This window comes from Achromobacter sp. D7-1, from assembly GCF_059760445.1.
Genome location: NZ_JCBAMT010000067.1, coordinates 18,217 through 40,689 on the forward strand (window position 1 = coordinate 18,217; position 22,473 = coordinate 40,689).

A 22,473-nucleotide genomic window follows, 5' to 3' on the forward strand; every position below is an offset into this window, starting at 1 on the left:
TTCGCGGTGGGATATGTCTGAAGAAAAGCCGCGTGCGCAGGCAACCGCGAGGTGCGGGCGCTTGCGGAAAATCGCCTCGTCTCCCGCTTTCCGGCAAGCTGCCGTGCCGCGTAATTTTTGCTTGCGTGTGACGGCTGCGTAAGTGTCACGGCTGGAACCTTCGCTTGCAGCATCGCCAGAACGATTCGGGTAGCATTCCGCCGATCGATAACAAGGAGAATCCGATGCAAGCGAACGAGATCGAACACCCGCGCGTGGCGCTGGTCACCGGCGCCGGTACCGGCATAGGCCGCGCGGTGGCGCTGGAATTCCTGGCGCAAGGTTATCGGGTCGTGCTGGCCGGCCGCCGCCGCGAACCGTTGGAAGCGACTCGCACTGCGGCGGGCGAGGATGGCGTGCGGGCGTTGGTGGTGCCCACGGATGTGTCGGACGAGCAGGCCGTGCGCGAGCTCTTCGACGCGGCGCAGCGCGAATACGGCCGGCTGGACGTGCTGTTCAACAATGCCGGGCGCGGCGCGCCGGCGATGCCGATCGAGGAGTTGCCCGTCGCTGTCTGGCGCGAGGTGGTCGACACCAACCTGACTGGCATGTTCCTGTGCGCGCAGGCCGCCATCCGCGTGATGAAGGCGCAGAATCCTCGCGGCGGGCGCATCATCAACAACGGTTCGATCTCGGCGCACGCGCCGCGTCCGTTTTCCATCGCCTACACCGCCACCAAGCATGCGGTGACCGGGCTGACCAAGTCGATTTCGCTGGATTGCCGGCCTTACAACATCGCTTGCGGCCAGATCGACATCGGCAACGCCGCCACCGATATGACCGAACGCATGGCCGCAGGCATCCTGCAGGCCGATGGCAGCACCAAGGTGGAACCGCGCATGGACGTGGCGCACGTGGCACAGGCGGTTGCCGCCATGGCGCGCCTGCCGCTGGAAGCCAATGTGCAATTCATGACCATCATGGCGACCAACATGCCCTTCGTGGGCCGGGGCTGAAACGCGTTCAGCCTGCGGCGGCGCGTCCATCGAGGACTGGCCGCGGCAGGCTGTGGTGCCGCCCCTATGGCGCGCCGCAAGCGCGCTTTTTTTTCGTCAGGGCGCGGAGGCCTGGGCCAGCATCTGGCCCGGTTGCATATCCAGGTAGCGCCGGGCGCCGACGTAGCGCTTGGTCCAGTACGGATTCTTCATTTCATCCACACGCACCTTGGTGCCGCGGCGCGGGGCGTGGACAAACTTGTTCTGGCCGATGTAGATGCCAACGTGCGAGGTCACGCCGCGGCCGCGCGTGGCGAAGAACACCAGGTCGCCAGGGCGCAGCTCCTGCTTGCCAGCGACGGATTCGCCGGCGGTGCGCTGGGCGCGGGCCGTGCGGGGCAGTTCCAGGCCGGCGATTTCGCGGAAGACGTACAGGACCAGTCCGCTGCAATCGAAACCTTCGGCATCGTCGCCGCCCCAGCTATAGGGGGTGCCGATGGCCTCCAGGCCGGCTTGCACGACGCGGTCGCGCAGGGTGGGGACGGTGGGCTCCTGCGCCAGGCGCAGGCCGGTGAGCGAGGGGCGGGCCTGCTCGGGACGGATGGACGCCTGGGCGGCGTCGGGGATCCAGGAGAGGGTCAGGGCGATGATGGGCGCTGACAGGAATACGGGAATGCGCAGTTGGGCAATTCGGGCTTTTCGCGTGGGCGGCGTCATTACGTCACTTCAAGAATCGGAGTGGGCGGCATGGCTTTGCCTGGACAGGCAAGCCGGCGGAAAGGGGGGCAACACCGGGACGCAAAACCCCGGATTGCCACATGATTGTAATGGAATAATGTTTCATTACATTTGTAGTGCAATGCAGCATTCTTGTCGGCAGACGTTACGGCGCCGCGCCGCTTCGGCAGGCCTGAATATGACACTTCATCTTGCGCTGGCTCGGGCATAATCGGCGGCATCGGCCCTGCGGCACGGCAAGCCGGCGGTGGCCGCTGAAACAGATAAGATGAGAAGCGGAGTAAAGCTCGATGATGAACGCAGTGCACCCTTTGTCTTCCATGAGCCGGCCCGAGGCCTTGCCGTTCGAGCCATACCAGGATGCGGTGGCGGCGGTGGAGCGCCTGATTGAAATCTATGCGCGCAACACCGCTTTCCTGCGCGCCGCTTTCCGCGAAGTGCTGAAAGGTTCGACCAACGGCCGTGAGCGCGCCCGCGCCTACTACCCGGCCATCCGCATCGTGGTGGAAACCTACGACCCGATCGACACGCGGCTGTCCTACGGCCACGTGGCCGAGCCAGGCATTTACCAGACCACCATCACCCAGCCCGCGCTGTTCCGCGACTACCTGATAGAGCAGGTGGGCCAGTTGCTGCAGAATCACCGCGTGGCGGTGGAAGTCGGCGAGTCCGATTCGCCCATTCCGCTGCATTTCGCTTTCCCTGAGGGCGCCTATGTCGAAGGCGAGCACCTGGAGGCGCTCAAGCGGCCCCTGCGCGACCTGTTCGATGTGCCGGACCTGGCGGTGACGGACGATGCCATCGTCAACGGTTCCTGGCGCGGCAAGGAGGGCGAGCCCAAGCCATTGGCGCCTTTCACGGCCCAGCGCGTGGACTATTCGCTGCACCGCCTGCAACACTACACCTCGACCGCGCCGGCGCATTTCCAGAATTTCGTGCTGTTCACCAACTACCAGTTCTACGTGGACGAGTTCTGCGCCCGCGCCCGCGCGCTCATGGCCAGCGGCAACGAAGACTATGAAATGCTGGTGGAACCGGGCAACCGCATCACGCGCCGCGGCGAAAGCGGCCCGGGCGACGAGGACCAGGCGGTCCGCCTGCCGCAGATGCCGGCGTATCACCTGGTGCGCGGCGACCATTCCGGCATCACGCTGGTGAACATCGGCGTGGGTCCGTCCAACGCCAAGACCATTACCGACCATATCGCCGTGCTGCGTCCGCACGCCTGGCTGATGCTGGGCCATTGCGCCGGCCTGCGCGATTCGCAGCGCCTGGGCGACTACGTGCTGGCGCACGGCTATGTGCGCGAGGATCACGTGCTGGACGCCGACCTTCCTACCTGGGTGCCGGTGCCTGCGCTGGCCGAGGTGCAGGTGGCGCTGGAACAGGCGGTCGAAGAAGTGGCGGGGCTGTCGGGCTGGGACTTGAAGCGCATCATGCGCACGGGCACGGTCGCCACCATCGACAACCGCAACTGGGAACTGCGCGACCACCTGGAGCTGGTGGAGCGTTTTGCCCAATCCCGCGCGATTGCGCTGGACATGGAATCCGCCACCATCGCGGCCAACGGCTTCCGCTTCCGAGTGCCTTACGGCACCTTGCTGTGCGTGTCGGACAAGCCTTTGCATGGCGAGTTGAAGCTGCCCGGCATGGCCAGCGCGTTCTATCGCCGGCAGGTGAACCAGCATCTGGAAATCGGCATTCGCGCGCTGGAGCGGCTGCGCGACATGCCGCCGGAACGCCTGCATTCGCGCAAGTTGCGCACCTTCATGGAAACGGCGTTTCAATAGCCTGATTGATCCGTCCCCGAGGCCCCGCGATTTCACCGGATGGGGCCTCTTGCGCTATCCTCGCCGGTTGCTTGGAAATCCCCAGGCACCCGGGCGCGTGGCGCGGGTGCCTTCATGACCTGAAGGAAATGCATTTTGGCACCATCGGAACACGATGAACGTCGCTCAGGCGGCACGCGCACAGCGGAGGCGGAACGGCCTTCCGAGCTGCGCCGCACGCTGTCCGCGCGCCACCTGACCATGATCGCGGTAGGCGGGTCGATCGGCACCGGGCTGTTCGTGGCCTCGGGCGCGACCATCGCCAAGGCCGGCCCCGGCGGCGCGCTGCTGGGCTATGTGCTGATCGGCATCATGGTCTATTTCCTGATGACCAGCCTGGGCGAACTGGCCGCCGCCATGCCGGTTTCGGGATCCTTCTCCACTTACGGCGCGCGCTACGTCGAGGATGGCTTCGGCTTCGCCCTGGGCTGGAACTATTGGTACAACTGGGCGGTGACCGTGGCGGTGGACCTGGTGGCGGCGCAGCTCGTCATGGCCTACTGGTTTCCGGACGTGCCAGGCTTCTACTGGAGCGCCTTGTTCCTGGCTATCACCTTCGGCCTGAACGCCATGTCGGCGCGCGGCTTCGGCGAGGCGGAGTTCTGGTTTGCGCTGATCAAGGTGGTCGCCGTGCTGGCGTTCGTGGCCATGGGCGTGATGATGCTGCTGGGCATCATCCGCGGCGGCGAGACCGGCGGCCTGGCCAACTGGACGGTGGGCGACGCGCCGTTCTCGGGCGGCTTCGCGGCGCTGATCGGCGTGGCCATGGTGGTGGGTTTTTCGTTCCAGGGCACCGAGCTGATCGGCATCGCCGCCGGCGAATCCAAGGATCCGGCGCGCAACCTGCCGCGCGCGGTGCGGCAGGTGTTCTGGCGCATTCTGCTGTTCTACGTGGCGGCCATCCTGGTCATCGGCCTGCTGATTCCGTATACCGATCCGCATCTGCTGCGCAACGAGGTCGAGGACATCAGCGTCAGTCCTTTCGCCCTGATTTTCGAGCGCGCCGGCCTGTTGGGGGCGGCTTCGGTCATGAACGCGGTGGTGTTGACGTCGGTCTTGTCGGCGGGCAACTCCGGCATGTATGCCGCCACGCGCATGCTCTACAGCCTGGCGCGCGACGGCAAGGCGCCGCGCATTTTCGGCCGCATTTCGCGCAACGGCGTGCCCCTGTGGGCGCTGCTGGCGACCACGGCCGTGGCGGCGCTGTGCTTCTTCACCTTCATCTTCAGCCCCAACGCGGTCTACATCTGGTTGCTGAACACGTCAGGCATGACGGGCTTCATCGCCTGGCTGGGCATCGCCATCAGCCACTACCGGTTCCGCCGCGGCTACGTCAAGCAAGGCCATAACCTGGCCGATCTACCCTATGTGTCGCCGTTCTTTCCGTTCGGGCCGATCTTCGCCTTTGTGCTGTGCCTGATCATTACGCTGGGACAGAACTATCAGGCGTTCCTGCAGGACAAGATCGATTGGGGCGGGGTGGTCGCGACCTATATCGGGATTCCGCTGTTCCTGCTGATCTGGGCCGGCTACCGGCTGGCACGCGGCTCGCGCTTCGTCAACTACCGGGACATGAAGTTCCCCGATGCGCGGGCGCGCAGCGCGTATCTGGATTCAGCGCTGCGAGGGGAGCCTGCTGCGGGTGAGGCGCGCTGAAGACTGGTCAAGCCAGCGCTTCGATGACGGCCTCCGGGTTCCGTTCGATGACATTGAGTAGTACCAGGGCAGGGCCGCGCGGTGAACGATCACCGCGTTCCCAGTGCCGCAGCGTGGCAGTCGAAAAACCGAATCGGGCTGCGAATTGCTCCTGGGTCATTCCGACTTTGGCGCGTACGGCTTTGACGTCAACTTCGCGGGGGCGATGCAAGCGCACGCCGCGCGTATCTCCCTGCGCGTGGGCAATCGCTTCTTGCAGACCTTGCTTGATGCCGTCGAATACAGTGCTCATGATCTTGTTTGTCCTTTCCAGATACTCACCAGCAAGGTCACCATGCTGGCTAGCTCGTTGCGTTGGGCCTTGGTCAGATTGGCTTTGTCGTTTTTCGCAAAAAGCGTCAGCAAATATAGCGGCATAAGATCATCGTGGTAGTAATAGATGATGCGCGCGCCGCCGCTCTTGCCTTGCCCACCACGACGCCAGCGCAATTTACGGACTCCGCCGGTGCCCTCCATGATGTCTCCCGCTTTCGGATGCCCGGCCAGGTAGTCGATCAGATCTTGGCGTTCGTCTGGCAGCAATAGTCTGTCGGCAAGACGAATGTAATAGGGCAGTTCTGCAATGCCATGCATGGTTTGTCGCAAAGTTGATTCTAATCCATTGGATTAGTTTGGCCAAGATCAGATGCCCAGCATCGGGGCTGGATCGAAAACGCGTATATCAACAGCTACGGGCCAATGCGGGGCGCGTGTGTCCTTAAAACCAGACGAAAAGCAGCCCTTACATACTGGATTGGTCATCCAGCAGGTAAGGGCTGCTTTTTTGGTGTCAGGATCCGGCGCCCGGTCGAAGCGCCGCTGCGAGTCTTTCTACTCGATGTTCTGCGCCTGTTCCCGCATCTGCTCGATCAGCAGCTTCAGGTCCATGGCGGCGCGGGTGACTTCCATGCTGCCGGCCTTGGAGCCCAGGGTGTTGGCTTCGCGGTTCATTTCCTGGAACAGGAAGTCCAGGCGCTTGCCGGCGCTGCCGGCGTTCTTCTTGCCGGAGGCTTGCTTGCCGCCGCCGTCGCCCAGCAGGTGGCGCAGTTCTTCCAGGTGCGAGCGCAGGCGCGACAGCTCTTCGGCCACGTCGATGCGCAGCGCGAACAGATTGGCTTCCTGCGACAGGCGTTCCGACAGCTCCGCGCCGGAAATGTGGGTGAAGCCGCCGGGGAAGGCGGATTCCACGCTTTCGCGCAGCTTGGAAGCCAGTTTGTCGCGGTGGTCGGCCAGCAGCTGGGGCAGGTGCGCCTGCACCAGTTCGACGATGCGCGCCACGCCGTCGGCGCATTCGCGCATCATGCCGGCCAGGCGTTCGCCTTCGCGCTCGCGGCCTTCCTGCAATTGGGTCAGGGCCTGCTGGGCGGCCTGCAGGCAGGCGGCGCCCCAGACTTGCGGGTCGAGCGCATCGTTGGTGCGCTGGCCAGGCCAGTTGAACAGTTCCACCAGGCGCGGCGCGGCGATGTCGGGGAGGATGCGGCGTGCGGCCTGCAGCTGTTCGGCCAGGCTTTCGAGCCAGGCCGGTTCCAACTTGGACAAGTCGGTGCTGGCGTTGCGCGTGTAGGAGACGCGGATCTCGACCTTGCCGCGCGCCAGGTTGGCGGTCAGCAGTTCGCGCAGTGGCGTTTCGACGTGGCGCAATTCATCGGGCAGGCGGAAATAGAGGTCGAGAAAGCGGCTGTTGACGCTGCGGAATTCGAGCGCAAGCGTGCCTTGCTCGAGATCTGCGCGGGCGTTGCCGAAAGCGGTCATGCTGCGAATCATGATGTGCGTGTCCTGGTAATGCTTTTTATTGGGAACCGGTTGCGGCCCAGCCCGCGCCAGCCGGTATTTCGGCGCGGACCCTTGTGTTTGTACCGGTTATATCGCGGCAGGATACTCCAAGCGGCGTTTTCCTGCGGCGCCACCCCGTACAATGCGGCGGATCTAAGCCACGTCTGGAGTCTGCCTGTGACCACACCCCCCGCCATCGCCCGTCCCTCGGGCCGCGCCGTCGACGAACTGCGGCCGTTCAGCCTGGAGCGCGGATTCACGCGCTACGCCGAAGGTTCGGTGCTGGTGAAGGCCGGCAACACCCATGTGCTGTGCACGGCCAGCGTATTGGAGAAAGTACCGCCTTTTCTGAAGGGCAAGGGGGAAGGCTGGGTAACGGCTGAATACGGCATGTTGCCGCGCGCCACCCACACGCGCGGCGATCGCGAGGCCGCGCGCGGCAAGCAGAGCGGCCGCACGCAGGAAATCCAGCGCCTGATTGGCCGCAGCCTGCGCGCGGTATTCGACATGAAGGCGCTGGGCGAGCGCACCCTGCATCTGGATTGCGATGTGCTGCAGGCCGACGGCGGCACGCGCTGCGCCAGCATTACCGGCGCCTGGGTGGCGGCGTCCGAAGCGATCGCCTTGCTGATGAAGCGCGGCGACTTGGCCGTGAACCCGATCCGCGACGCGGTGGCGGCGGTGTCGGTGGGACTGGTGCAGGGCCGCGCGGTGCTGGACCTGGATTACGAGGAAGACTCGGCCTGCGACGCCGACGTGAATGTGATCATGACCGGCGGCGGCGCGTTCGTGGAAGTGCAGGGCACGGGCGAGGGCGCGACCTTCACCCGCGCGGAACTGGACACGATGCTGGTGCTGGCCGAAGGCGGCATCGCTGGCCTGGTGCGTGAACAGCGAGCGGCGCTGGCCTGATCGGCACAAAAAAATGACGGGCTGGACGGACTCATTCCCGCCAACCCGTCGACCAGTCTGTCGCCATCAACCCCGCGGCAGCAGCGCTCCCAGCTTCTCCGCTTTTTCCAGGTTCCAGATTGCCGCGATCAGCCCGCGCAGCTCTTGCTCGGTGGCGGCGTCCGCGTAGCGGCCCAGGCTTAGCGTCTTGTCCTCGATTTCCGCGCGGCTCAGAGTATTGCCCGGATCGCCCTTGGGCTCGTCGACGCGACCATGCAGCTTGCGGCCGTCGCGGGTGTAGACCGTGACCTTGCCTATCCAGCGTTGGGGGTAGGCGCCGTCGACTTCCGCGTCCAGCTCCATTTCGACCTTGCCGCGGAACGCGGCCACGCCCGGATCGTCCAGGCCGGCGTCGAATTCCGCCAGGCCGGCGCGGCCCTGTCGGGCGATCAGGGCCAAGACGGTACCCATCGAGAACTTGGACTGGTGCACGGTCTGCGGATTGACTACCGGCCCCAGCACGTCGATGGCGCCCTGATGCACGTGGGCCACGACCCGTTCGACATCGGCCTCGGTCAGATTGTTGTCGCGCAGCGCCTGCTGCAGCGCATCGGCGGCCGGATGGGTGTGACGGCAGGACGCGTGGAATTTGAACGAGGTCTCGGCCAACGCCCAGCGCTCGCCCAGCCGGTCGCACAGGCGGCTGGGATCGGCGTCGGTCGACATGCCGGCCGCCATGCCTTGCGGGCCCTCCAGGATATGGCGCGCGCCGGTGAAGCCTTCGCGCGCCAGGTAGGCCGCGGTGATGCCGTCGGCGGCAGCCTTGGCGGTGTGAAGTTGCTTGGAGTCGGCGGCGTCGCGCAGGAATTCCCAAAGGCCCGCCGCCTGCGTGCCGGCCGATCCCAGCGCGTGCAGCATTTCCTCGGGGGACAGGTTGAGCAGCCGGCCGGTGGTGACGGCGGCGGCCAGTGTGCCGGCGGTGCCGGTGGTGTGGAAGATCTTGTAGTGCGAACGGCCCAGGAATTCGCCGACGCGGATTCCGACTTCGTAGCCCGCAACAGAGGCGACCAGCAGGTCGCGGCCCGAACGGCCCAAGGCCTGGGCCACGGCCAGCGCCGGCGGGAACACCACGGCCGCGGGGTGGAACACGGAACCATTGTGCACGTCGTCCTGTTCGACCACGTGGGCGGCCGCCGCGTTGACCATGGCGGCAAACAGCGGCGTGGTGCGGCGGCGGGTGATCAGGACTTCGCTGGGGCCGTCGGCCGGACCCATGGCGGCGGCATAGCGGTCGATGGCCTGCACCGCGCGGGCGGAAGCGCCCGCCAGGATGGAGGCCAGGCAGTCCAGCAGCAGGTCCTCGGCGCGGCGCAGTACCGGGGCCGGGATGTCTTCATAGCGCAAGTTGGCGGCAAAGGCCGCGAGCTCGGCGCTCAGGTGCGGGGTGTCTTTGACAACGGTCATTGATGTCGGGATCCGGTCAGAAGGAACGGGGCAGGCCCAGGATGTGTTCGGCCACGTAGGACAGGATCAGGTTGGTCGAGATCGGCGCAACCTGATACAGGCGGGTTTCGCGGAACTTGCGCTCCACATCATATTCCGTGGCGAAGCCGAAGCCGCCGTGGAATTGCAGGCAGGCGTTGGCGGCCTCCCAGGACGCGTCGGCGGCCAGCAGCTTGGCCATGTTGGCCTGGGCGCCGCAGGGCTCATGGGCGTCGAACAGGCGGCAGGCTTCGTAACGCATCAGGCTGGCGGCTTCGACGTTGATGTGGGCGCGGGCGATGGGGAACTGCACGCCCTGGTTCTGGCCGATGGGGCGGCCGAACACCATGCGCTCCTTGGCGTAGGCGGTGACCTTGTCCACGAACCAGTAGCCGTCGCCGATGCACTCGGCGGCGATCAGGGTGCGTTCGGCGTTCAGCCCGTCCAGGATGTACTTGAAACCCTTGCCTTCCTCGCCGATCAGGTTCTCTTCGGGGATTTCCAGGTTGTCGAAGAACAGCTCGTTGGTCTCGTGGTTGACCATGTTGGGGATCGGGCGGATAGCCATGCCGTGCTTGACGGCGTGATGCAGGTCCACCAGGAAGATCGACATGCCTTCCGACTTGCGCGTGACCTGGTCCAGCGGCGTGGTGCGTGCCAGCAGGATCATCAGGTCCGAGTGCTGCACGCGCGAGATCCAGACCTTCTGGCCGTTGATGACGTAGCGGTCGCCGCGCTTGACGGCGGTGGTCTTGATTTTGGTGGTGTCGGTGCCGGTGGTGGGTTCGGTCACGCCCATCGATTGCAGGCGCAGCTCGCCGGCGGCGATGCGCGGCAGGTATTCGCGCTTCTGGGCTTCGGAGCCGTGGCGCAGCAGCGTGCCCATGTTGTACATCTGGCCGTGGCAGGCGCCGGAGTTGCCGCCGCTGCGGTTGATTTCTTCCATGATGACCGAGGCTTCGGTCAGGCCCAGGCCGGAGCCGCCGTATTCCTGCGGGATCAGCGCAGCCAGCCAGCCGGCCTCGGTCAGCGCGCGGACGAAGGCTTCGGGGTAGCCGCGTTCTTCGTCGACCTTGCGGAAATATTCGGAGGGGAACTGGGCGCAGAGGTCGCGCACGGCTTCGCGGATGTCCTGATAGGCGTGGGAGGCGTTGGGCATGTTGCTGTTTTCTATATGGGTGATGGATCGTTACAGCATTGAATGTGCCGCAAGCCGCGGGCCCTGCCAATTCACAATTGCTTAATACGGGGTTCGGTTTCGTGACGGGAGTTTGTCATCCCGGCGCCGGGGTTGTGTCAAGAAATTGCCAAACTGGATGTCCATAATCCCTGTGAACGCCGCCGCTGGCGGCAGGTTTTGTATGGACTGATATGCGGAAAAACATCAGGGTCACGACGGCGGTGTCGGCCATTCTTGCGTTGTTCGTGGTGCTGTTCGCGCTGGCGGCGGCGGCGGGAATCTCGGTGCTGCGGGACAACCGCGCGGACATTGAAGCGTTGGGCCGGGGCAGCATCGAACGGGCCGGCGACCTGGCCGACATGAGCAGCCGGCTGTTCCAGGCGCGCGCCGCGCTGACGGACGCCAAGACGGCGATGGAAGGCGGCCTGGAAGAGGCGCGCAACGAGTCCCTGGCGCACGCTGAGACGCTATTCAAGCAGGCGGCGGCCAGCCTGGCGCGACTGCGCGCCAACCCCGACGCCAGCGCCGAGGGCGCGCCGTTGTTCGACGCGGTGCTGGCCGCCTATGCCGCCTTCGCGGACAAGACGCTGGCGCCGATGCATGCGGCCATCAAGGGCTGGAACGGCATCGAGGTGAACCGCCTGGTGGACAAGGTGCTGCCGGGCAGCGGCGCCGCCTACGTCAAGCAGGCCGACGCCTACCAGACCTATGCCCGCGACCAGGGCCAGGTGGCGGTGGCCAGCGCCAGCCTCACGCTGCAGCGGGTGATCGCGGTGGCGGCCGGCGTGCTGGCCCTGGTGCTGCTGCTGGCAGTGTTGATCCGGCTGGCGTTCCGTCGCGGCATCCTGCGGCCGCTGAACGAGGCCGGCGCGCATTTCGACCGCATCGCCGACGGCGACCTGACGGGCGCGATCGCCATGCGCGGCGACAACGAGATCGGCGTCCTGTACAACGCCATGCGGCGCATGCAGAAAGGGCTGTCGGCGGCCGTGGCCTCGGTGCGCCACGGCGTCGAGGAAATCCATACCGGCTCGGGCGAGATCGCCGCGGGCGGGGCGGACATGTCGGACCGCACCGCGCGCCAGGCGGGCTCGCTGCAGGAAGCGTCGGCCAACATGATGCAGCTGGCGCACACGGTGCAGCTGACCGCTGGCAACGCCGACCTGGCCAGCCGCCAGGCGCTGGGCGCGACCCAGCTGGCGCAGCGCGGCGGCGCGGCGGTCGAAGAAGTGGTGCAGAGCATGCAGGGCATTGCGGAAAGCGCGCGCCGCATCGGCGAGATCGTCGGCGTGGTCGACAGCATCGCCTTTCAAACCAATATCCTGGCGCTGAACGCCGCCGTGGAAGCGGCGCGCGCGGGCGAGCAGGGCAAGGGCTTTGCGGTGGTGGCGGGCGAGGTGCGCTCGCTGGCCCAGCGCAGCGCGCAGGCGGCCAAGGAGATCAAGGGTCTGATCGAGGACTCCGCGGCGCGCGTGCAGGCGGGGGTGCGCCAGGTCAGCCTGGCGGGCGACACCATGCGCGACATGGTGCAGTCGGTGGACCGGGTGACGCAGATCGTGGCCGAGATTTCCAGCGCCACGGCCGAGCAGGCCGCCGGCATCGCCTCGGTGAACCACGCGGTGGCGGACATCGAGCGCTCGACGCAGGAGAATGCCGCCATGGTGGAACAGACGGCGGCTGCGGCGGCTGCCTTGGAAGCGCAGGCGCAGGGCTTGCGCAGGGCGGTGGCGGTGTTCCAGATCGCCCAGCCGGCCGGTGGCGCGGCTGGGCAGGGCTTAGCTGTCGAGCTGCGGCAGGATGCCGCCGGTGTAGCGCTCGGCCACCAGCGACAGGTTCCCGTGCTTGACCTTGTGCTTGACATGAGCGGCGGCCGACGCGATGTCCTCAGGGCGGATGCGCTCGCATAGCGAGGGCGTGACGGTGAGGGCGCCGACGCCCAGCGTCACGAAGGGAAAGAAGCGGGGCACGCCGTAGCGGTCCTCGGCTTCGATCCCGCCGTTGCGGCGGCCCTCGTCGTCGTACAGGTCCATCGCGCGCTCGTTGAATTCGGCGATGATGCGCTGGGCGCGCGCCATCCAATCGGGGCTGCGCAGCAGCACCACGAAATCGTCGCCGCCCACATGGCCGACGAAGTCGCGCTGCGGGTCGCAATGGCGCTTGATGACGTCGGCGGTCAGCATGATCATGTCGTCGCCGCGCCAGTAGCCGTAGACGTCGTTGAAGGGCTTGAAGTTGTTCAGGTCGCCGTAGCAGATGGTGAAGTCATCCGCATCTTCCAGCAGCGTGGCGATGTGCCGGCTGATGGGGATGTTGCCGGGCAGGGAGGTCAGCGGATTGGCGTAGCGCGCCGCCTCGATGCGCATTTCGGTAACCGAGCGCACCAGCGTTTCGCCCGTGGCCAGCCCGTCGTAGCGGCCTTCGTGCGTGATGATCAGCCCGTCCATCAGGTAGCGCTGATCCTCGGAAATCAGCACATGGCTCAACTGGTCGATGGATACGTTCAGGTCCACCAGCACCGGCTCCGCGTTCATGAAGGTGGAGCAGGCGTCGCGTCCGAACAGTTCGCGCGTATAGCGCTGGGCGTAGTGTTCCGAGAAGTCGCGGCGGTTGATGATGCCGACCGGGCGGTTGTCGTCGTCCACCACGGCCACCGCGTGCATGTCCTTGTGCTCGATGAACAGCCGGTGCACGTCGTCGTTGGTGTGCCCGCTCAATTGCACCGCGGGCGCTTCCACCCGCAGGCTGGCGGCGGTGCCGCCGATGCCGCGTTGCAGCGCGGCCGCTGGCGCCCGCAGCCGCAGCGAATCGCGCAGCGGCGGCGCCAGCTCGGTCAGCAGCATTTCTTCCGGCCGGCCCAGCAGCCAGCCTTGCGCGTAGCGGATGTCCAGCTCGCGCACCACGGCCAGGTCCTCGGCGGTTTCGATGCCTTCGGCGACGATGGTGGTGCCCAGGTGCTGCGCCACCTTCAGGATGGCGCGCACCATGTTCTGCTTGCGCTCGTCCTGGCCGATGCCGTCGAAGAAATAGCGGTCTATCTTGACCAGGTCCGGCTGCATCTCGGCCCAGAGCTGCAGATTGGAGTTGCCCACGCCGTAGTCGTCCAGCGCAACGCGCATGCCGTGTTCGCGCAGGCAGGCGAAGGCGCTGGACAGCTCCGCCATGTGTTCGGACAGCGGATCCTGTTCGGTGAGTTCGACAATGATGCTGGACGGCGCGAGCGAGCAGTTCTTGAGCAGGCGTTGGGGCATTTCTTCGCCCCACAGGGTCCAGTAGTGCAGCAGCGCCGAGCCGGAAAGGTTCAGGAACAGCATGCCGGCGGCGTCGTGCTGATGAAAGCCCTGGGCGCCAGCGCGGAAGCTGGCCAGTTCCAGCTGCGGATGCAGGCCCTGGCGGCGGGCCTCGGCAAATAGCGCGTCGGGAAAGTGCAGGGCGGTGTCGGCCGGGCCGCGGATCAGGCTTTCATGGCCGTAGATGCGGCTGTGCGAAAGGTCGACCACGGGCTGGAAGCGCGGGCGCAACAGCCGTTCGCGCAGGATGCCGGCCAGGCTCATGTGCGCTGACGCGCTGTCCTGGGAAGATGAGGGCGCGCGGGCCGCTACCGGCCGGGGCAAAGCGTGAATGGGGTCCATCGCCGGTGCGTTCAGATACTATCAGTGACAAGTTTGATCATATTGACAAGAAAATATGTCGGCGTTGTTGCGTCGACGACGGGCGCGCCATCTTCAATTAGGGTACGTATCACTGTCAACCCCGGCCGAAGGCATATCCTTCGAGCGCGCGGGGGCATCCCGCCCGGCGGCGGCGCATCGGGCCCGCGCCCTATACAATTTGCCCATGACCGCTCCCAAGATTCCCGATTCCCTGCGCCGCGTCGTGCTGGCCTCCAACAATCCCGGCAAGCTGCGCGAGTTCTCCGCCTTGTTCGCGCCTCTGGGTATGGAACTGGTGCCCCAAGGCGAACTGGGCGTGCCTGAAGCCGAAGAGCCGCACGTCACCTTCGTCGAGAACGCGCTGGCCAAGGCCCGCCATGCCAGCCGCCTGACCGGGCTGCCCGCGCTGGCCGACGATTCCGGCTTGTGCGTGGCGGCGCTGGACGGCGCGCCTGGCGTGTATTCGGCGCGCTATGCCAAGATGCATGGCGGCGAAAAATCCGACCAGGCCAATAACGAACTGCTGGTGCGCAAGCTGGCCGGCGTGGCGGACCGCAGCGCCTGGTACGTGGCGGTGCTGGCGCTGGTGCGCGCCGAGAACGACCCGCGGCCCCTGATAGGCGAAGGCCTGTGGCACGGCGAGATCATCGACCAGCCCGAAGGCGCCAACGGCTTCGGCTACGACCCGCATTTCTACCTGCCCGACCAGGCCCTGACCGCCGCAGCCCTGGATCCCGAGGAAAAGAACCGGCTGAGCCACCGCGCCCGCGCCCTGCGCGAACTATTGAGCAAGCTGAGCCAGGCTTGACGAGGGCGCCGCGTGGCGCCCGGTCCAGGAATTACGCATGTCCATCATCATTCCCATCCGCAACGACATGGGCGCGCAGCCGTCGCGCCTGAAGTTGCCGGCCGGCGCTACGCTGTCCAGCCTGCCGCCGCTGTCGGTCTACGTGCACGTGCCCTGGTGCGTGCGCAAATGCCCTTATTGCGACTTCAACTCGCACGCGGCGCCGGGCGAGATCCCCGAGCGCGCCTATCTGGATGCCCTGCGCAGCGACCTGGAACAGGCGCTGCCTTCCATCTGGGGGCGGCAGGTGGTGTCGGTTTTCATCGGCGGGGGCACGCCCAGCCTGCTGTCGTCCGAGGGGCTGGACGAACTGCTGGCGATGCTGCGCGCCTGTCTGAACTTGTGGCCCGACGCCGAGATCACGATGGAAGCCAATCCCGGCACGGCCGAGGCGGGGCGCTTCCGCGACTATGCCGCCAGCGGCGTGACGCGGTTCTCGCTGGGCATCCAGAGTTTTGACGATGCGCAGCTGAAGAAGCTGGGCCGCATCCATGACGGCGCGCAGGCGAGGGCGGCGATCGAGATGGCGCAGCGCGCCGTCTCGCGCGTGAACCTGGACATGATGTTCGCCTTGCCCGGCCAGACCCTGGAGGCCTGTGTGGCCGACCTGCGGCAAGCCGTGGCTTTCGGCACCGAGCATCTGTCGCTCTATCACCTGACGATGGAGCCCAACACTGTCTTCGCCAAGTTCCCGCCCGAGGACCTGCCCGACGACGACACCAGCGCCGCCATGCAGGACGCGGTGGAAGCCGAACTGGCGGCGGCCGGCCTGGCCCGCTATGAAGTCTCGGCCTATGCGAAGCCTGGCGCGCGCTGCCGGCACAACCTGAATTACTGGGAGTTCGGCGACTACCTGGGCCTGGGGCCGGGCGCGCACGGCAAGCTGTCCTTCCATGACCGCATCCTGCGCGAGGCGCGGCTGCGCAGTCCGGACTCCTGGATGCAGGCAGCCATGGCGCGCGACGGCAGCCACATTGCCGAAAGCCGCCAGGTCGGCCCGGACGAACTGCCGTTCGAGTTCATGCTGAATGCCCTGCGCCTGAAGGAGGGCGTCGCCGCCACTGCCTTCAACGAACGCACCGGCCTGTCGCTGGCCGCCATCGCGCACCAATTGGAGGCGGCCTCCAAGCGCGGGCTGCTGGATGCCGATCCGACCCGTCTGCGCGCGACCCCGCTGGGCTGGAGATTCCTCAACGACCTGCAGGAAATGTTCCTGTAGCGTGCATGCACCATAGTGGGGCTGGCGTGCCCCACTATTTGCACCATTATGGTGCTACATTTTCCCGTGACCCAGCTGCCTTCCTCGGGGAATCCCGGGGGTAAAACCTGGCACGCTTATTGCTTCCCTCTTTTATGCCAGTCGACGGGTATAGCCCCTCGACCTTTTTATCTAATGGAGATGACATGGCAAGCCCGAAAGACGTCCTGAAACAGATCGCCGACAACGAAGTCAAATTCGTGGATTTCCGCTTTACCGATACGATTGGCCGCGAGCACCACATCTCCGTGCCGGTCAGCCAGATCGACGAAGACAAGCTGGAAAGCGGGCAGGCCTTCGACGGTTCGTCGATCCCGGGCTGGAAGGGCATCGAAGCCTCCGACATGCTGCTCATCCCCGACATGTCCACCGCCAACCTGGATCCGTTCCGCGAAGAACCGACCCTGATCCTGTCGTGCGACGTGGTCGAACCCTCCGATCTGAAGGGCTATGACCGCGACCCGCGTTCGCTGGCCAAGCGCGCCGAAGCCTACCTGAAGTCCTCCGGCCTGGGCGACACCGCCTACTTCGGTCCGGAACCCGAATTCTTCGTCTTCGACGGCGTGACCTGGAACAGCGACATGTCCGGCACCTTCGTCAAGATCAAGTCGGAAGAAGCGCCCTGGTCCTCGGGCCTGGAATTCGAAGGCGGCAACACCGGCCACCGTCCCACCGTCAAGGGCGGCTACTTCCCCGTGCCCCCGGTCGATTCCTTCCAGGACATGCGTTCGGAAATGTGCCTGCTGATGGAACAGATGGGCGTGCCGGTCGAAGTGCACCACCATGAAGTGGCCGGCGCCGGCCAGCTCGAAATCGGCACCAAGTTCAGCACCCTGGTGCAGCGCGCCGACTGGACGCAGATCGTCAAGTACGTGATCCACAACGTGGCCCACGCCTACGGCAAGACCGCCACCTTCATGCCCAAGCCCATCGTCGGCGACAACGGCTCCGGCATGCACGTCCACCAGTCCATCTGGAAGGACGGCCAGAACCTGTTCGCGGGCAACGGCTACGCCGGCCTGTCGGAATTCGCGCTGTACTACATCGGCGGCATCATCAAGCACGCCCGCGCGCTGAACGCCATCACCAACCCCGGCACCAACTCGTACAAGCGCCTGGTTCCGCACTATGAAGCGCCCGTGAAGCTGGCCTACTCGGCCCGCAACCGTTCGGCCTCGATCCGCATCCCGTACGTCGGCAACCCGAAGGGCCGCCGCGTCGAAGCGCGTTTCCCGGACCCCCTGGCCAACCCGTACCTGGCCTTCTCGGCCCTGATGATGGCCGGCCTGGACGGCGTGCAGAACAAGATCCACCCCGGCGATCCCGCCGACAAGAACCTGTACGACCTGCCGCCGGAAGAAGACGCCAAGATCCCGACCGTCTGCGCGTCGCTGGAACAGGCGCTGGAAGCACTGGACAACGACCGCGAGTTCCTGACCCGCGGCGGCGTGTTCAGCAACGACATGCTCACCGCCTACATCGACCTGAAGATGGCCGATGTGAACCGCCTGCGCATGACGCCGCACCCGGTCGAGTTCGACATGTACTACAGCCTCTGATGGCTTGAGGCAGTAGCTGGAGGTGGCGCGATGCTGCAGGCAGAAACCAGGGCCCGCAGCACGCTCACCGCCAGATCGCGGTTCGACGTGCTACCCGCCAGGCGCTGCGCCTGGCGGGCAGGGCGCCGGCTTCCGGCGCGGCCGTCGCGTTCCGCCGTCCCCTCACATTCGGGTATGTAGAAAATGAATGTAGAAGCTCTCGATTTGCTAGCCACGTCCGTTTTCCTGGTCAACGCACGCGGTCATATCGAATACGCCAATGCGGCCGCCGAAGATCTGTTCGGCCGCTCGCGCAAGCAACTGGGCGGCCAATCCGCCGCCACGCTGTTCGACAGTCCGGAAAACATCCAATCCTCCATCGACCGCGCCGCTGCCGGACGCTACGCCGACGTCAGGCAACTGGCCTCGTTGCGCCGCGCCGCCGAATCCGTGGAAGTCTCCGTCACGACCGTCGGACTGACGGGCCAGCGCTGGCCCGTGTTGATAGAAACCCGCGAGATCGAGCAACGCGTGCTGGCCGACCGCAACCACCGGCTGGTTGACGAGATCGAGGCCCACCGCGAACTGCTGCGCAATCTGGCGCATGAAGTCAAGAATCCCCTGGGCGGCCTGCGCGGCGCCGCGCAACTGCTCGAAGCCGAGCTGCCCAGCGCGGCCCTGGCCGAGTACACCCAGGTCATCATTTCCGAAGCCGACCGCCTGCAGGCGCTGGTGGACCGCCTGAGCGGCCCGCAACGTGTGCCGCTGAACGCGCGGCCGGTCAATATCCATGAAATCTGCGAGCGCGTCTGCGCGCTGATCCAGGCCGAGTTCCGCAACGACGTCACGCTGCTGCGCGACTACGACGCCTCGGTGCCGGACCTGAAGGGCGACGCCGCCCGCCTGATGCAGGCCGTCCTGAATGTGGCGCGCAATGCCGCGCAGGAACTGGTGGCGCGGCCGCAGGGGCCGCAGACCGAACCCGGCGTGATTACGCTGCGCACGCGCGTGGCGCGCCAGGTGATGCTGGCCCACCGGCAGCACCGCCTGGCGTTGGAGCTGTCCATCATCGACAACGGCCCCGGCGTGCCGGACCAGATCCGCGACCGCATTTTCCATCCGCTGGTTACGGCCCGCGCCGGAGGCACCGGCCTGGGCCTGAGCCTGGCGCAGGACTTCGTGCAGCAGCACGGCGGCATCATCGAATTTGAATCCCGGCCCGGCCGCACCGAGTTCCGCCTGGTCCTTCCGATGGAGCCTGCACTCTGATGAAACCCGTATGGATCGTCGACGATGACCAGGCCATCCGCTGGGTCCTGGAAAAAGCCCTGGCGCGCGCCGGGGTCCCCACCCGCAGCTTTTCCCAATCGGCCGACGTGCTGGACGCGCTGTCGCGCGACAAGCCGGCCGCGGAAGCACCCGCCGCGCTGGTATCCGATATCCGCATGCCAGGCGGCAATGGCCTGGAACTGCTGCGCCAGCTGAAGGAACGCCATCCCGGCCTGCCCGTGATCGTGATGACTGCGTTCGCGGACCTGGACAGCACCGTGTCCGCCTTCCAGGGCGGCGCTTTTGATTACCTGGCCAAGCCTTTCGATGTGAACGAGGCGGTGGCGCTGATCCAGCGCGCCATGCAGGAGTCCACCCAGCCCGAAGGGCCTGAAGGGCAGGGGGAGTCAGCGCAGAACAACGAACGCTGGATGATGACGCAATCCTCGTCCACCGCCATGCAGGAAGTGTTCCGGGCGATAGGCCGGCTGGCCCAATCCAAGGTCACCGTGCTGATCACGGGCGAGTCCGGCACCGGCAAGGAACTGGTGGCGCGCGCCCTGCATGGCCATGGCGTGCGCGCCGGCGGCCCCTTCGTGGCGCTGAACGCGGCAGCCATCCCGCGCGACCTGCTGGAGGCCGAGCTGTTCGGCCATGAGCGCGGCGCGTTCACCGGCGCCAACAACCTGCGCCGCGGCCGCTTCGAGGAAGCGCACGGCGGCACCCTGTTCCTGGACGAAATCGGCGACATGCCGATCGAATTGCAGACGCGCCTGTTGCGCGTGCTGGCCGAAGGCAGCTTCTACCGCGTCGGCGGTGCGCAGCCGGTGCGCGTCGACGTGCGCATCGTCGCCGCCACCCACCAGCCGCTGGAGCAGCGCGTGGAGCAGGGCCTGTTCCGCGAGGACCTGTTCCATCGCCTGAACGTGATCCGGCTGCGCCTGCCGCCCTTGCGTGAACGGGTCGAGGACATCCCGGCGCTGGCCGGCCACTTCCTGACGGCCAGCGCCCGCGCGCTGGGGGTGCCGGTCAAGCGCCTGACGCCGGAAGCCCTGGCCGTGCTGTCCAAGTTCGATTTTCCGGGCAACGTGCGCCAGCTGGAGAACTTCTGTCATTGGCTGACGGTAATGGCGCCCGGCCAGACGGTGGAGCGCGCCGACCTGCCGCCGGAAATTCGCGCCATGGAGCATCAGCAACAGCCAGGTCCGGCGCTTGCCCGTCCCGCCGCGCCCATGGCCGGCGTGGGTGCCGTGGTGCAGGCCGCGGCGCCGGTGGGTGATGACTCATCGCGCAACTGGCAGGATTCCCTGGTGCGCGACGCGCAGTACCGGCTGGAGCGCGGCGAGCCCGCGGTCATGGCCACGCTGACGCGCCAGTTCGAGAAAATCCTGCTGCAAAGCGCGCTGGACGCCAGTCGCGGCCGCCGCGTGGAAGCGGCTTCGCGCCTGGGCATAGGCCGCAACACCATCACGCGCAAGCTGCGCGAGCTGGGTATCGAGGACGAGTAGGGCGCGCGGCCGCGCGCCTTACCCCATCCCCAGCAGGCTCTCGCACAGGCGCGGCGACTTCAGTTTCTGCAGCCACCATTTCAAGGCTTCGCCGGGGGGCTCGGAGCGCCAGGCGTAGGTCAGGTGTTCCGTCAGGGACATGCCTTCGTCCGTCTCGCATACCACCAGCAATCCTTGCGCCAGATAGGGCGCGGCCAGCGTCAGCGGCAGGTAGCCGCAGCCCAGGCCGCGGACCTGGGCGTCTATCTTCGCTTGCATGGTGGGCATGACCAGCGTGGGCTGTTCGGCCAGGATGCCGCGCGTCTGCGGCGCCAGGTTGCGGGACGTATCCGCCACCACTACCGCGCAGTAGCGCGTGATGTCCGCACGGCTCAGCGGCTGCGGCAGGGACGCCAGCGGATGGTGCGCGGCCACGCAGAAGCCGAATTGCGATTGCCCCATGGCTTGCGAGCGGTACGGGCCGGTGGGTTCGCCGGCGGCGCCCGCGCCGATGACCAGATCGGCACGCCCGGAAGTCAGCGCGTCCCAGTTTCCGCTCAGCACCTCGCTGGAAAAGCGCAGCGTGGTGGCGCTGCCCAGCGCCTGGAACTCCTCGATCAGGTCGTACAACGGCCGCCACGGCAGCACCGCGCTGACCGCGATGCGCAGTTCCACTTCCCAGCCGGTGGCGATGCGCTTGACGCGGCAGGCCAGGTCGTCCAGCGACTGCAGCACGTGGCGGCCTTCCTTCAGCAGCGTTTCGCCCGCCGGCGTCAGCAGCGCGCGGTGGCCCGAGCGGTCGAACAGCAGCACGTCCAGCCCATCTTCCAGCTTGCGGATGGAGTAGGTCACCGCCGAGGGCACCTTGCCCAGTTCGCGGGCCGCCTTGGCAAAGCTGCCGTGGCGCGCGATGGCGTCCACCAGGATCAGCAGTTCAGGGGTGATGGCTTGCATGGATGTGCCTGAAACGGATATTCAAAAAATTTGAATGGTTCCGTCAAAATATAGCGCCAAACAGGCGAGGGCGCACGCGCACAATATCACTCATGCCGGTGGTGCAGCGGCCTCTCTCGAAAGAGAGGTGACGAAAGTCAGGCTGCACAACCATTCACATTATTGAAACAGGAGTCCGCAATGCTTACCACTCGCCGCGCTGCTGAACGGGGTCACGCCAACCATGGATGGCTGGACTCGTTTCACACCTTTTCCTTCGCCAACTACTACGACCCGGCCCACATGGGATTCGGCGCCCTGCGCGTGATCAATGACGACCGCATCGCGGCCGGCCGCGGCTTCGGCACGCACGGCCACCGCGACATGGAAATCATCACCTATGTGCTGGACGGCGCGATCGCCCACAAGGACAGCATGGGCAGCGGCTCGACCATCCAGCCCGGCAACGTGCAGCGCATGAGCGCCGGCCGCGGGGTGATGCACTCGGAGTTCAACCCGCTGTCGGACCGCGAAACGCACATGCTGCAGATCTGGATCGAACCCGACGTCGCCGGCATCGCGCCGGAGTACGAAGAGCGTAGCTTCAGCGACGAGCAGAAGCGCGGCCGGTTGCAGGCCCTGGTGTCGCCGGATGGAGCTGACGGCTCGATGAAGATCCATCAGGACGCGCGGCTGTACGGCGGCCTGTTCGATGGCGACGAGTCCGCCGCGCTGGAACTGGCCGCTGGCCGCCGCGCCTGGGTGCACGTGGCCCGTGGCAGCCTGACGGTCAACGGCGTCGAGCTTTCGGCTGGCGATGCTCTGGCCATCACCGACGAGACCCGCGTGGAGCTCTCGGGCGGCAAGAATGCCGAAGTCTTGGTGTTCGACCTGGCGTAAAGCCCCTGGGCGGGCGGGCTGATGAAGCC

18 protein-coding genes and 1 pseudogene are annotated in these 22,473 nt (G+C 66.2%); 11 read left to right on the top strand and 8 right to left on the bottom strand.

The window, feature by feature from the left end; genetic code table 11:
* The first annotated feature begins 224 nt into the window (after positions 1-224).
* The gene (locus AC6LKD_RS23970) at positions 225-995 is read left to right on the top strand and encodes an SDR family oxidoreductase (RefSeq protein ID WP_013393996.1); all 771 of its coding nucleotides are present in this window, start codon (positions 225-227) and stop codon (positions 993-995) included.
* A gap of 96 nt (positions 996-1,091) precedes the next feature.
* Here AC6LKD_RS23970 and AC6LKD_RS23975 read toward each other — a convergent pair whose 3' ends face one another.
* Complete coding sequence (locus tag AC6LKD_RS23975) at positions 1,092-1,691, bottom strand: C40 family peptidase (protein WP_013393995.1); 600 nt, start codon at positions 1,689-1,691, stop codon at positions 1,092-1,094.
* 311 nt (positions 1,692-2,002) lie between these two features.
* Between AC6LKD_RS23975 and AC6LKD_RS23980 the strand changes: the two genes are divergently transcribed.
* Positions 2,003-3,502 carry an AMP nucleosidase gene (locus tag AC6LKD_RS23980; RefSeq protein ID WP_013393994.1) on the top strand — a complete coding sequence of 500 codons (1,500 nt, stop codon included), beginning with the start codon at positions 2,003-2,005 and terminating at the stop codon, positions 3,500-3,502.
* A gap of 135 nt (positions 3,503-3,637) precedes the next feature.
* Positions 3,638-5,197, top strand: coding sequence for an amino acid permease (locus tag AC6LKD_RS23985; RefSeq protein ID WP_013393993.1), 1,560 nt, complete (start codon positions 3,638-3,640; stop codon positions 5,195-5,197).
* Between the two features lie 7 nt (positions 5,198-5,204).
* Here AC6LKD_RS23985 and AC6LKD_RS23990 read toward each other — a convergent pair whose 3' ends face one another.
* The 3 genes from AC6LKD_RS23990 to AC6LKD_RS24000 form a co-directional block, all read right to left on the bottom strand.
* Complete coding sequence (locus AC6LKD_RS23990; protein WP_492275240.1) at positions 5,205-5,489, bottom strand: helix-turn-helix domain-containing protein; 285 nt, start codon at positions 5,487-5,489, stop codon at positions 5,205-5,207.
* A complete protein-coding gene (locus AC6LKD_RS23995) occupies positions 5,486-5,830 on the bottom strand; it encodes a type II toxin-antitoxin system RelE/ParE family toxin (RefSeq protein WP_492275239.1) in 345 nt (114 codons plus the stop codon). Before AC6LKD_RS23995 ends, AC6LKD_RS23990 begins: the two co-directional genes overlap by 4 nt.
* Before the next feature lie 237 nt (positions 5,831-6,067).
* Positions 6,068-7,000: a YicC/YloC family endoribonuclease gene (locus AC6LKD_RS24000; protein WP_498117685.1), complete on the bottom strand. Its 933-nt coding sequence runs from the start codon at positions 6,998-7,000 to the stop codon at positions 6,068-6,070.
* Between the two features lie 186 nt (positions 7,001-7,186).
* Here AC6LKD_RS24000 and rph point away from each other — a divergent pair, with 186 nt between their 5' ends.
* Positions 7,187-7,921 carry a ribonuclease PH gene (gene rph / locus AC6LKD_RS24005; RefSeq protein WP_498117686.1) on the top strand — a complete coding sequence of 245 codons (735 nt, stop codon included), beginning with the start codon at positions 7,187-7,189 and terminating at the stop codon, positions 7,919-7,921.
* A 66-nt stretch (positions 7,922-7,987) separates the two neighbouring features.
* On the opposite strand, the gene AC6LKD_RS24010 is transcribed toward rph, so the two are convergent.
* Together AC6LKD_RS24010 and AC6LKD_RS24015 are read right to left on the bottom strand one after the other, a co-directional pair.
* Complete coding sequence (locus AC6LKD_RS24010; protein WP_498117687.1) at positions 7,988-9,364, bottom strand: MmgE/PrpD family protein; 1,377 nt, start codon at positions 9,362-9,364, stop codon at positions 7,988-7,990.
* 16 nt (positions 9,365-9,380) lie between these two features.
* A complete protein-coding gene (locus AC6LKD_RS24015) occupies positions 9,381-10,541 on the bottom strand; it encodes an acyl-CoA dehydrogenase family protein (RefSeq protein ID WP_013393987.1) in 1,161 nt (386 codons plus the stop codon).
* Between the two features lie 212 nt (positions 10,542-10,753).
* Here AC6LKD_RS24015 and AC6LKD_RS24020 point away from each other — a divergent pair.
* A pseudogene (locus AC6LKD_RS24020) lies at positions 10,754-12,187 on the top strand (methyl-accepting chemotaxis protein); the annotation flags it as partial.
* Between the two features lie 150 nt (positions 12,188-12,337).
* On the opposite strand, the gene AC6LKD_RS24025 reads toward AC6LKD_RS24020, so the two are convergent.
* A complete protein-coding gene (locus AC6LKD_RS24025; protein ID WP_498117688.1) occupies positions 12,338-14,113 on the bottom strand; it encodes an EAL domain-containing protein in 1,776 nt (591 codons plus the stop codon).
* Between the two features lie 283 nt (positions 14,114-14,396).
* On the opposite strand from AC6LKD_RS24025, the gene rdgB reads away from it, so the two are divergent.
* From rdgB to ntrC, 5 genes are all read left to right on the top strand, one after another.
* The gene (gene rdgB / locus AC6LKD_RS24030) at positions 14,397-15,020 is read left to right on the top strand and encodes an RdgB/HAM1 family non-canonical purine NTP pyrophosphatase (protein WP_492275235.1); all 624 of its coding nucleotides are present in this window, start codon (positions 14,397-14,399) and stop codon (positions 15,018-15,020) included.
* 37 nt (positions 15,021-15,057) lie between these two features.
* On the top strand, positions 15,058-16,278 hold the full coding sequence (gene hemW / locus AC6LKD_RS24035) for a radical SAM family heme chaperone HemW (RefSeq protein ID WP_498117689.1): 1,221 nt from the start codon (positions 15,058-15,060) through the stop codon (positions 16,276-16,278).
* Positions 16,279-16,463: 185 nt separating this feature from the next.
* On the top strand, positions 16,464-17,876 hold the full coding sequence (gene glnA / locus AC6LKD_RS24040) for a type I glutamate--ammonia ligase (protein WP_498117690.1): 1,413 nt from the start codon (positions 16,464-16,466) through the stop codon (positions 17,874-17,876).
* Between the two features lie 183 nt (positions 17,877-18,059).
* The gene (glnL, locus tag AC6LKD_RS24045) at positions 18,060-19,124 is read left to right on the top strand and encodes a nitrogen regulation protein NR(II) (RefSeq protein ID WP_013393981.1); all 1,065 of its coding nucleotides are present in this window, start codon (positions 18,060-18,062) and stop codon (positions 19,122-19,124) included.
* Positions 19,124-20,632: a nitrogen regulation protein NR(I) gene (gene ntrC, locus AC6LKD_RS24050; RefSeq protein ID WP_498117691.1), complete on the top strand. Its 1,509-nt coding sequence runs from the start codon at positions 19,124-19,126 to the stop codon at positions 20,630-20,632. The genes glnL and ntrC overlap by 1 nt, the downstream gene beginning before the upstream one ends.
* Before the next feature lie 18 nt (positions 20,633-20,650).
* On the opposite strand, the gene AC6LKD_RS24055 is transcribed toward ntrC, so the two are convergent.
* Positions 20,651-21,565, bottom strand: a complete 915-nt coding sequence (locus AC6LKD_RS24055; protein ID WP_013393979.1) for a LysR family transcriptional regulator — start codon at positions 21,563-21,565, stop codon at positions 20,651-20,653.
* Positions 21,566-21,745: 180 nt separating this feature from the next.
* On the opposite strand from AC6LKD_RS24055, the gene AC6LKD_RS24060 reads away from it, so the two are divergent.
* Positions 21,746-22,444 carry a pirin family protein gene (locus AC6LKD_RS24060; RefSeq protein ID WP_424242309.1) on the top strand — a complete coding sequence of 233 codons (699 nt, stop codon included), beginning with the start codon at positions 21,746-21,748 and terminating at the stop codon, positions 22,442-22,444.
* Positions 22,445-22,473 lie beyond the last annotated feature (29 nt).

Excerpts from the sequence above, each read along its gene's own strand:
- AC6LKD_RS23970 (WP_013393996.1), top strand. The coding sequence starts at position 225 with ATGCAAGCGAACGAGATCGAACACCCGCGCGTGGCGCTGGTCACCGGC.
- AC6LKD_RS23975 (WP_013393995.1), bottom strand. The coding sequence starts at position 1,691 with ATGACGCCGCCCACGCGAAAAGCCCGAATTGCCCAACTGCGCATTCCC.
- AC6LKD_RS23980 (WP_013393994.1), top strand. The coding sequence starts at position 2,003 with ATGATGAACGCAGTGCACCCTTTGTCTTCCATGAGCCGGCCCGAGGCC.
- AC6LKD_RS23990 (WP_492275240.1), bottom strand. The coding sequence starts at position 5,489 with ATGAGCACTGTATTCGACGGCATCAAGCAAGGTCTGCAAGAAGCGATT.
- AC6LKD_RS23995 (WP_492275239.1), bottom strand. The coding sequence starts at position 5,830 with ATGCATGGCATTGCAGAACTGCCCTATTACATTCGTCTTGCCGACAGA.
- AC6LKD_RS24000 (WP_498117685.1), bottom strand. The coding sequence starts at position 7,000 with ATGATTCGCAGCATGACCGCTTTCGGCAACGCCCGCGCAGATCTCGAG.
- AC6LKD_RS24010 (WP_498117687.1), bottom strand. The coding sequence starts at position 9,364 with ATGACCGTTGTCAAAGACACCCCGCACCTGAGCGCCGAGCTCGCGGCC.
- AC6LKD_RS24015 (WP_013393987.1), bottom strand. The coding sequence starts at position 10,541 with ATGCCCAACGCCTCCCACGCCTATCAGGACATCCGCGAAGCCGTGCGC.
- AC6LKD_RS24025 (WP_498117688.1), bottom strand. The coding sequence starts at position 14,113 with ATGAGCCTGGCCGGCATCCTGCGCGAACGGCTGTTGCGCCCGCGCTTC.
- rdgB (WP_492275235.1), top strand. The coding sequence starts at position 14,397 with ATGACCGCTCCCAAGATTCCCGATTCCCTGCGCCGCGTCGTGCTGGCC.
- hemW (WP_498117689.1), top strand. The coding sequence starts at position 15,058 with ATGTCCATCATCATTCCCATCCGCAACGACATGGGCGCGCAGCCGTCG.
- glnA (WP_498117690.1), top strand. The coding sequence starts at position 16,464 with ATGGCAAGCCCGAAAGACGTCCTGAAACAGATCGCCGACAACGAAGTC.
- glnL (WP_013393981.1), top strand. The coding sequence starts at position 18,060 with ATGAATGTAGAAGCTCTCGATTTGCTAGCCACGTCCGTTTTCCTGGTC.
- ntrC (WP_498117691.1), top strand. The coding sequence starts at position 19,124 with ATGAAACCCGTATGGATCGTCGACGATGACCAGGCCATCCGCTGGGTC.
- AC6LKD_RS24055 (WP_013393979.1), bottom strand. The coding sequence starts at position 21,565 with ATGCAAGCCATCACCCCTGAACTGCTGATCCTGGTGGACGCCATCGCG.
- AC6LKD_RS24060 (WP_424242309.1), top strand. The coding sequence starts at position 21,746 with ATGCTTACCACTCGCCGCGCTGCTGAACGGGGTCACGCCAACCATGGA.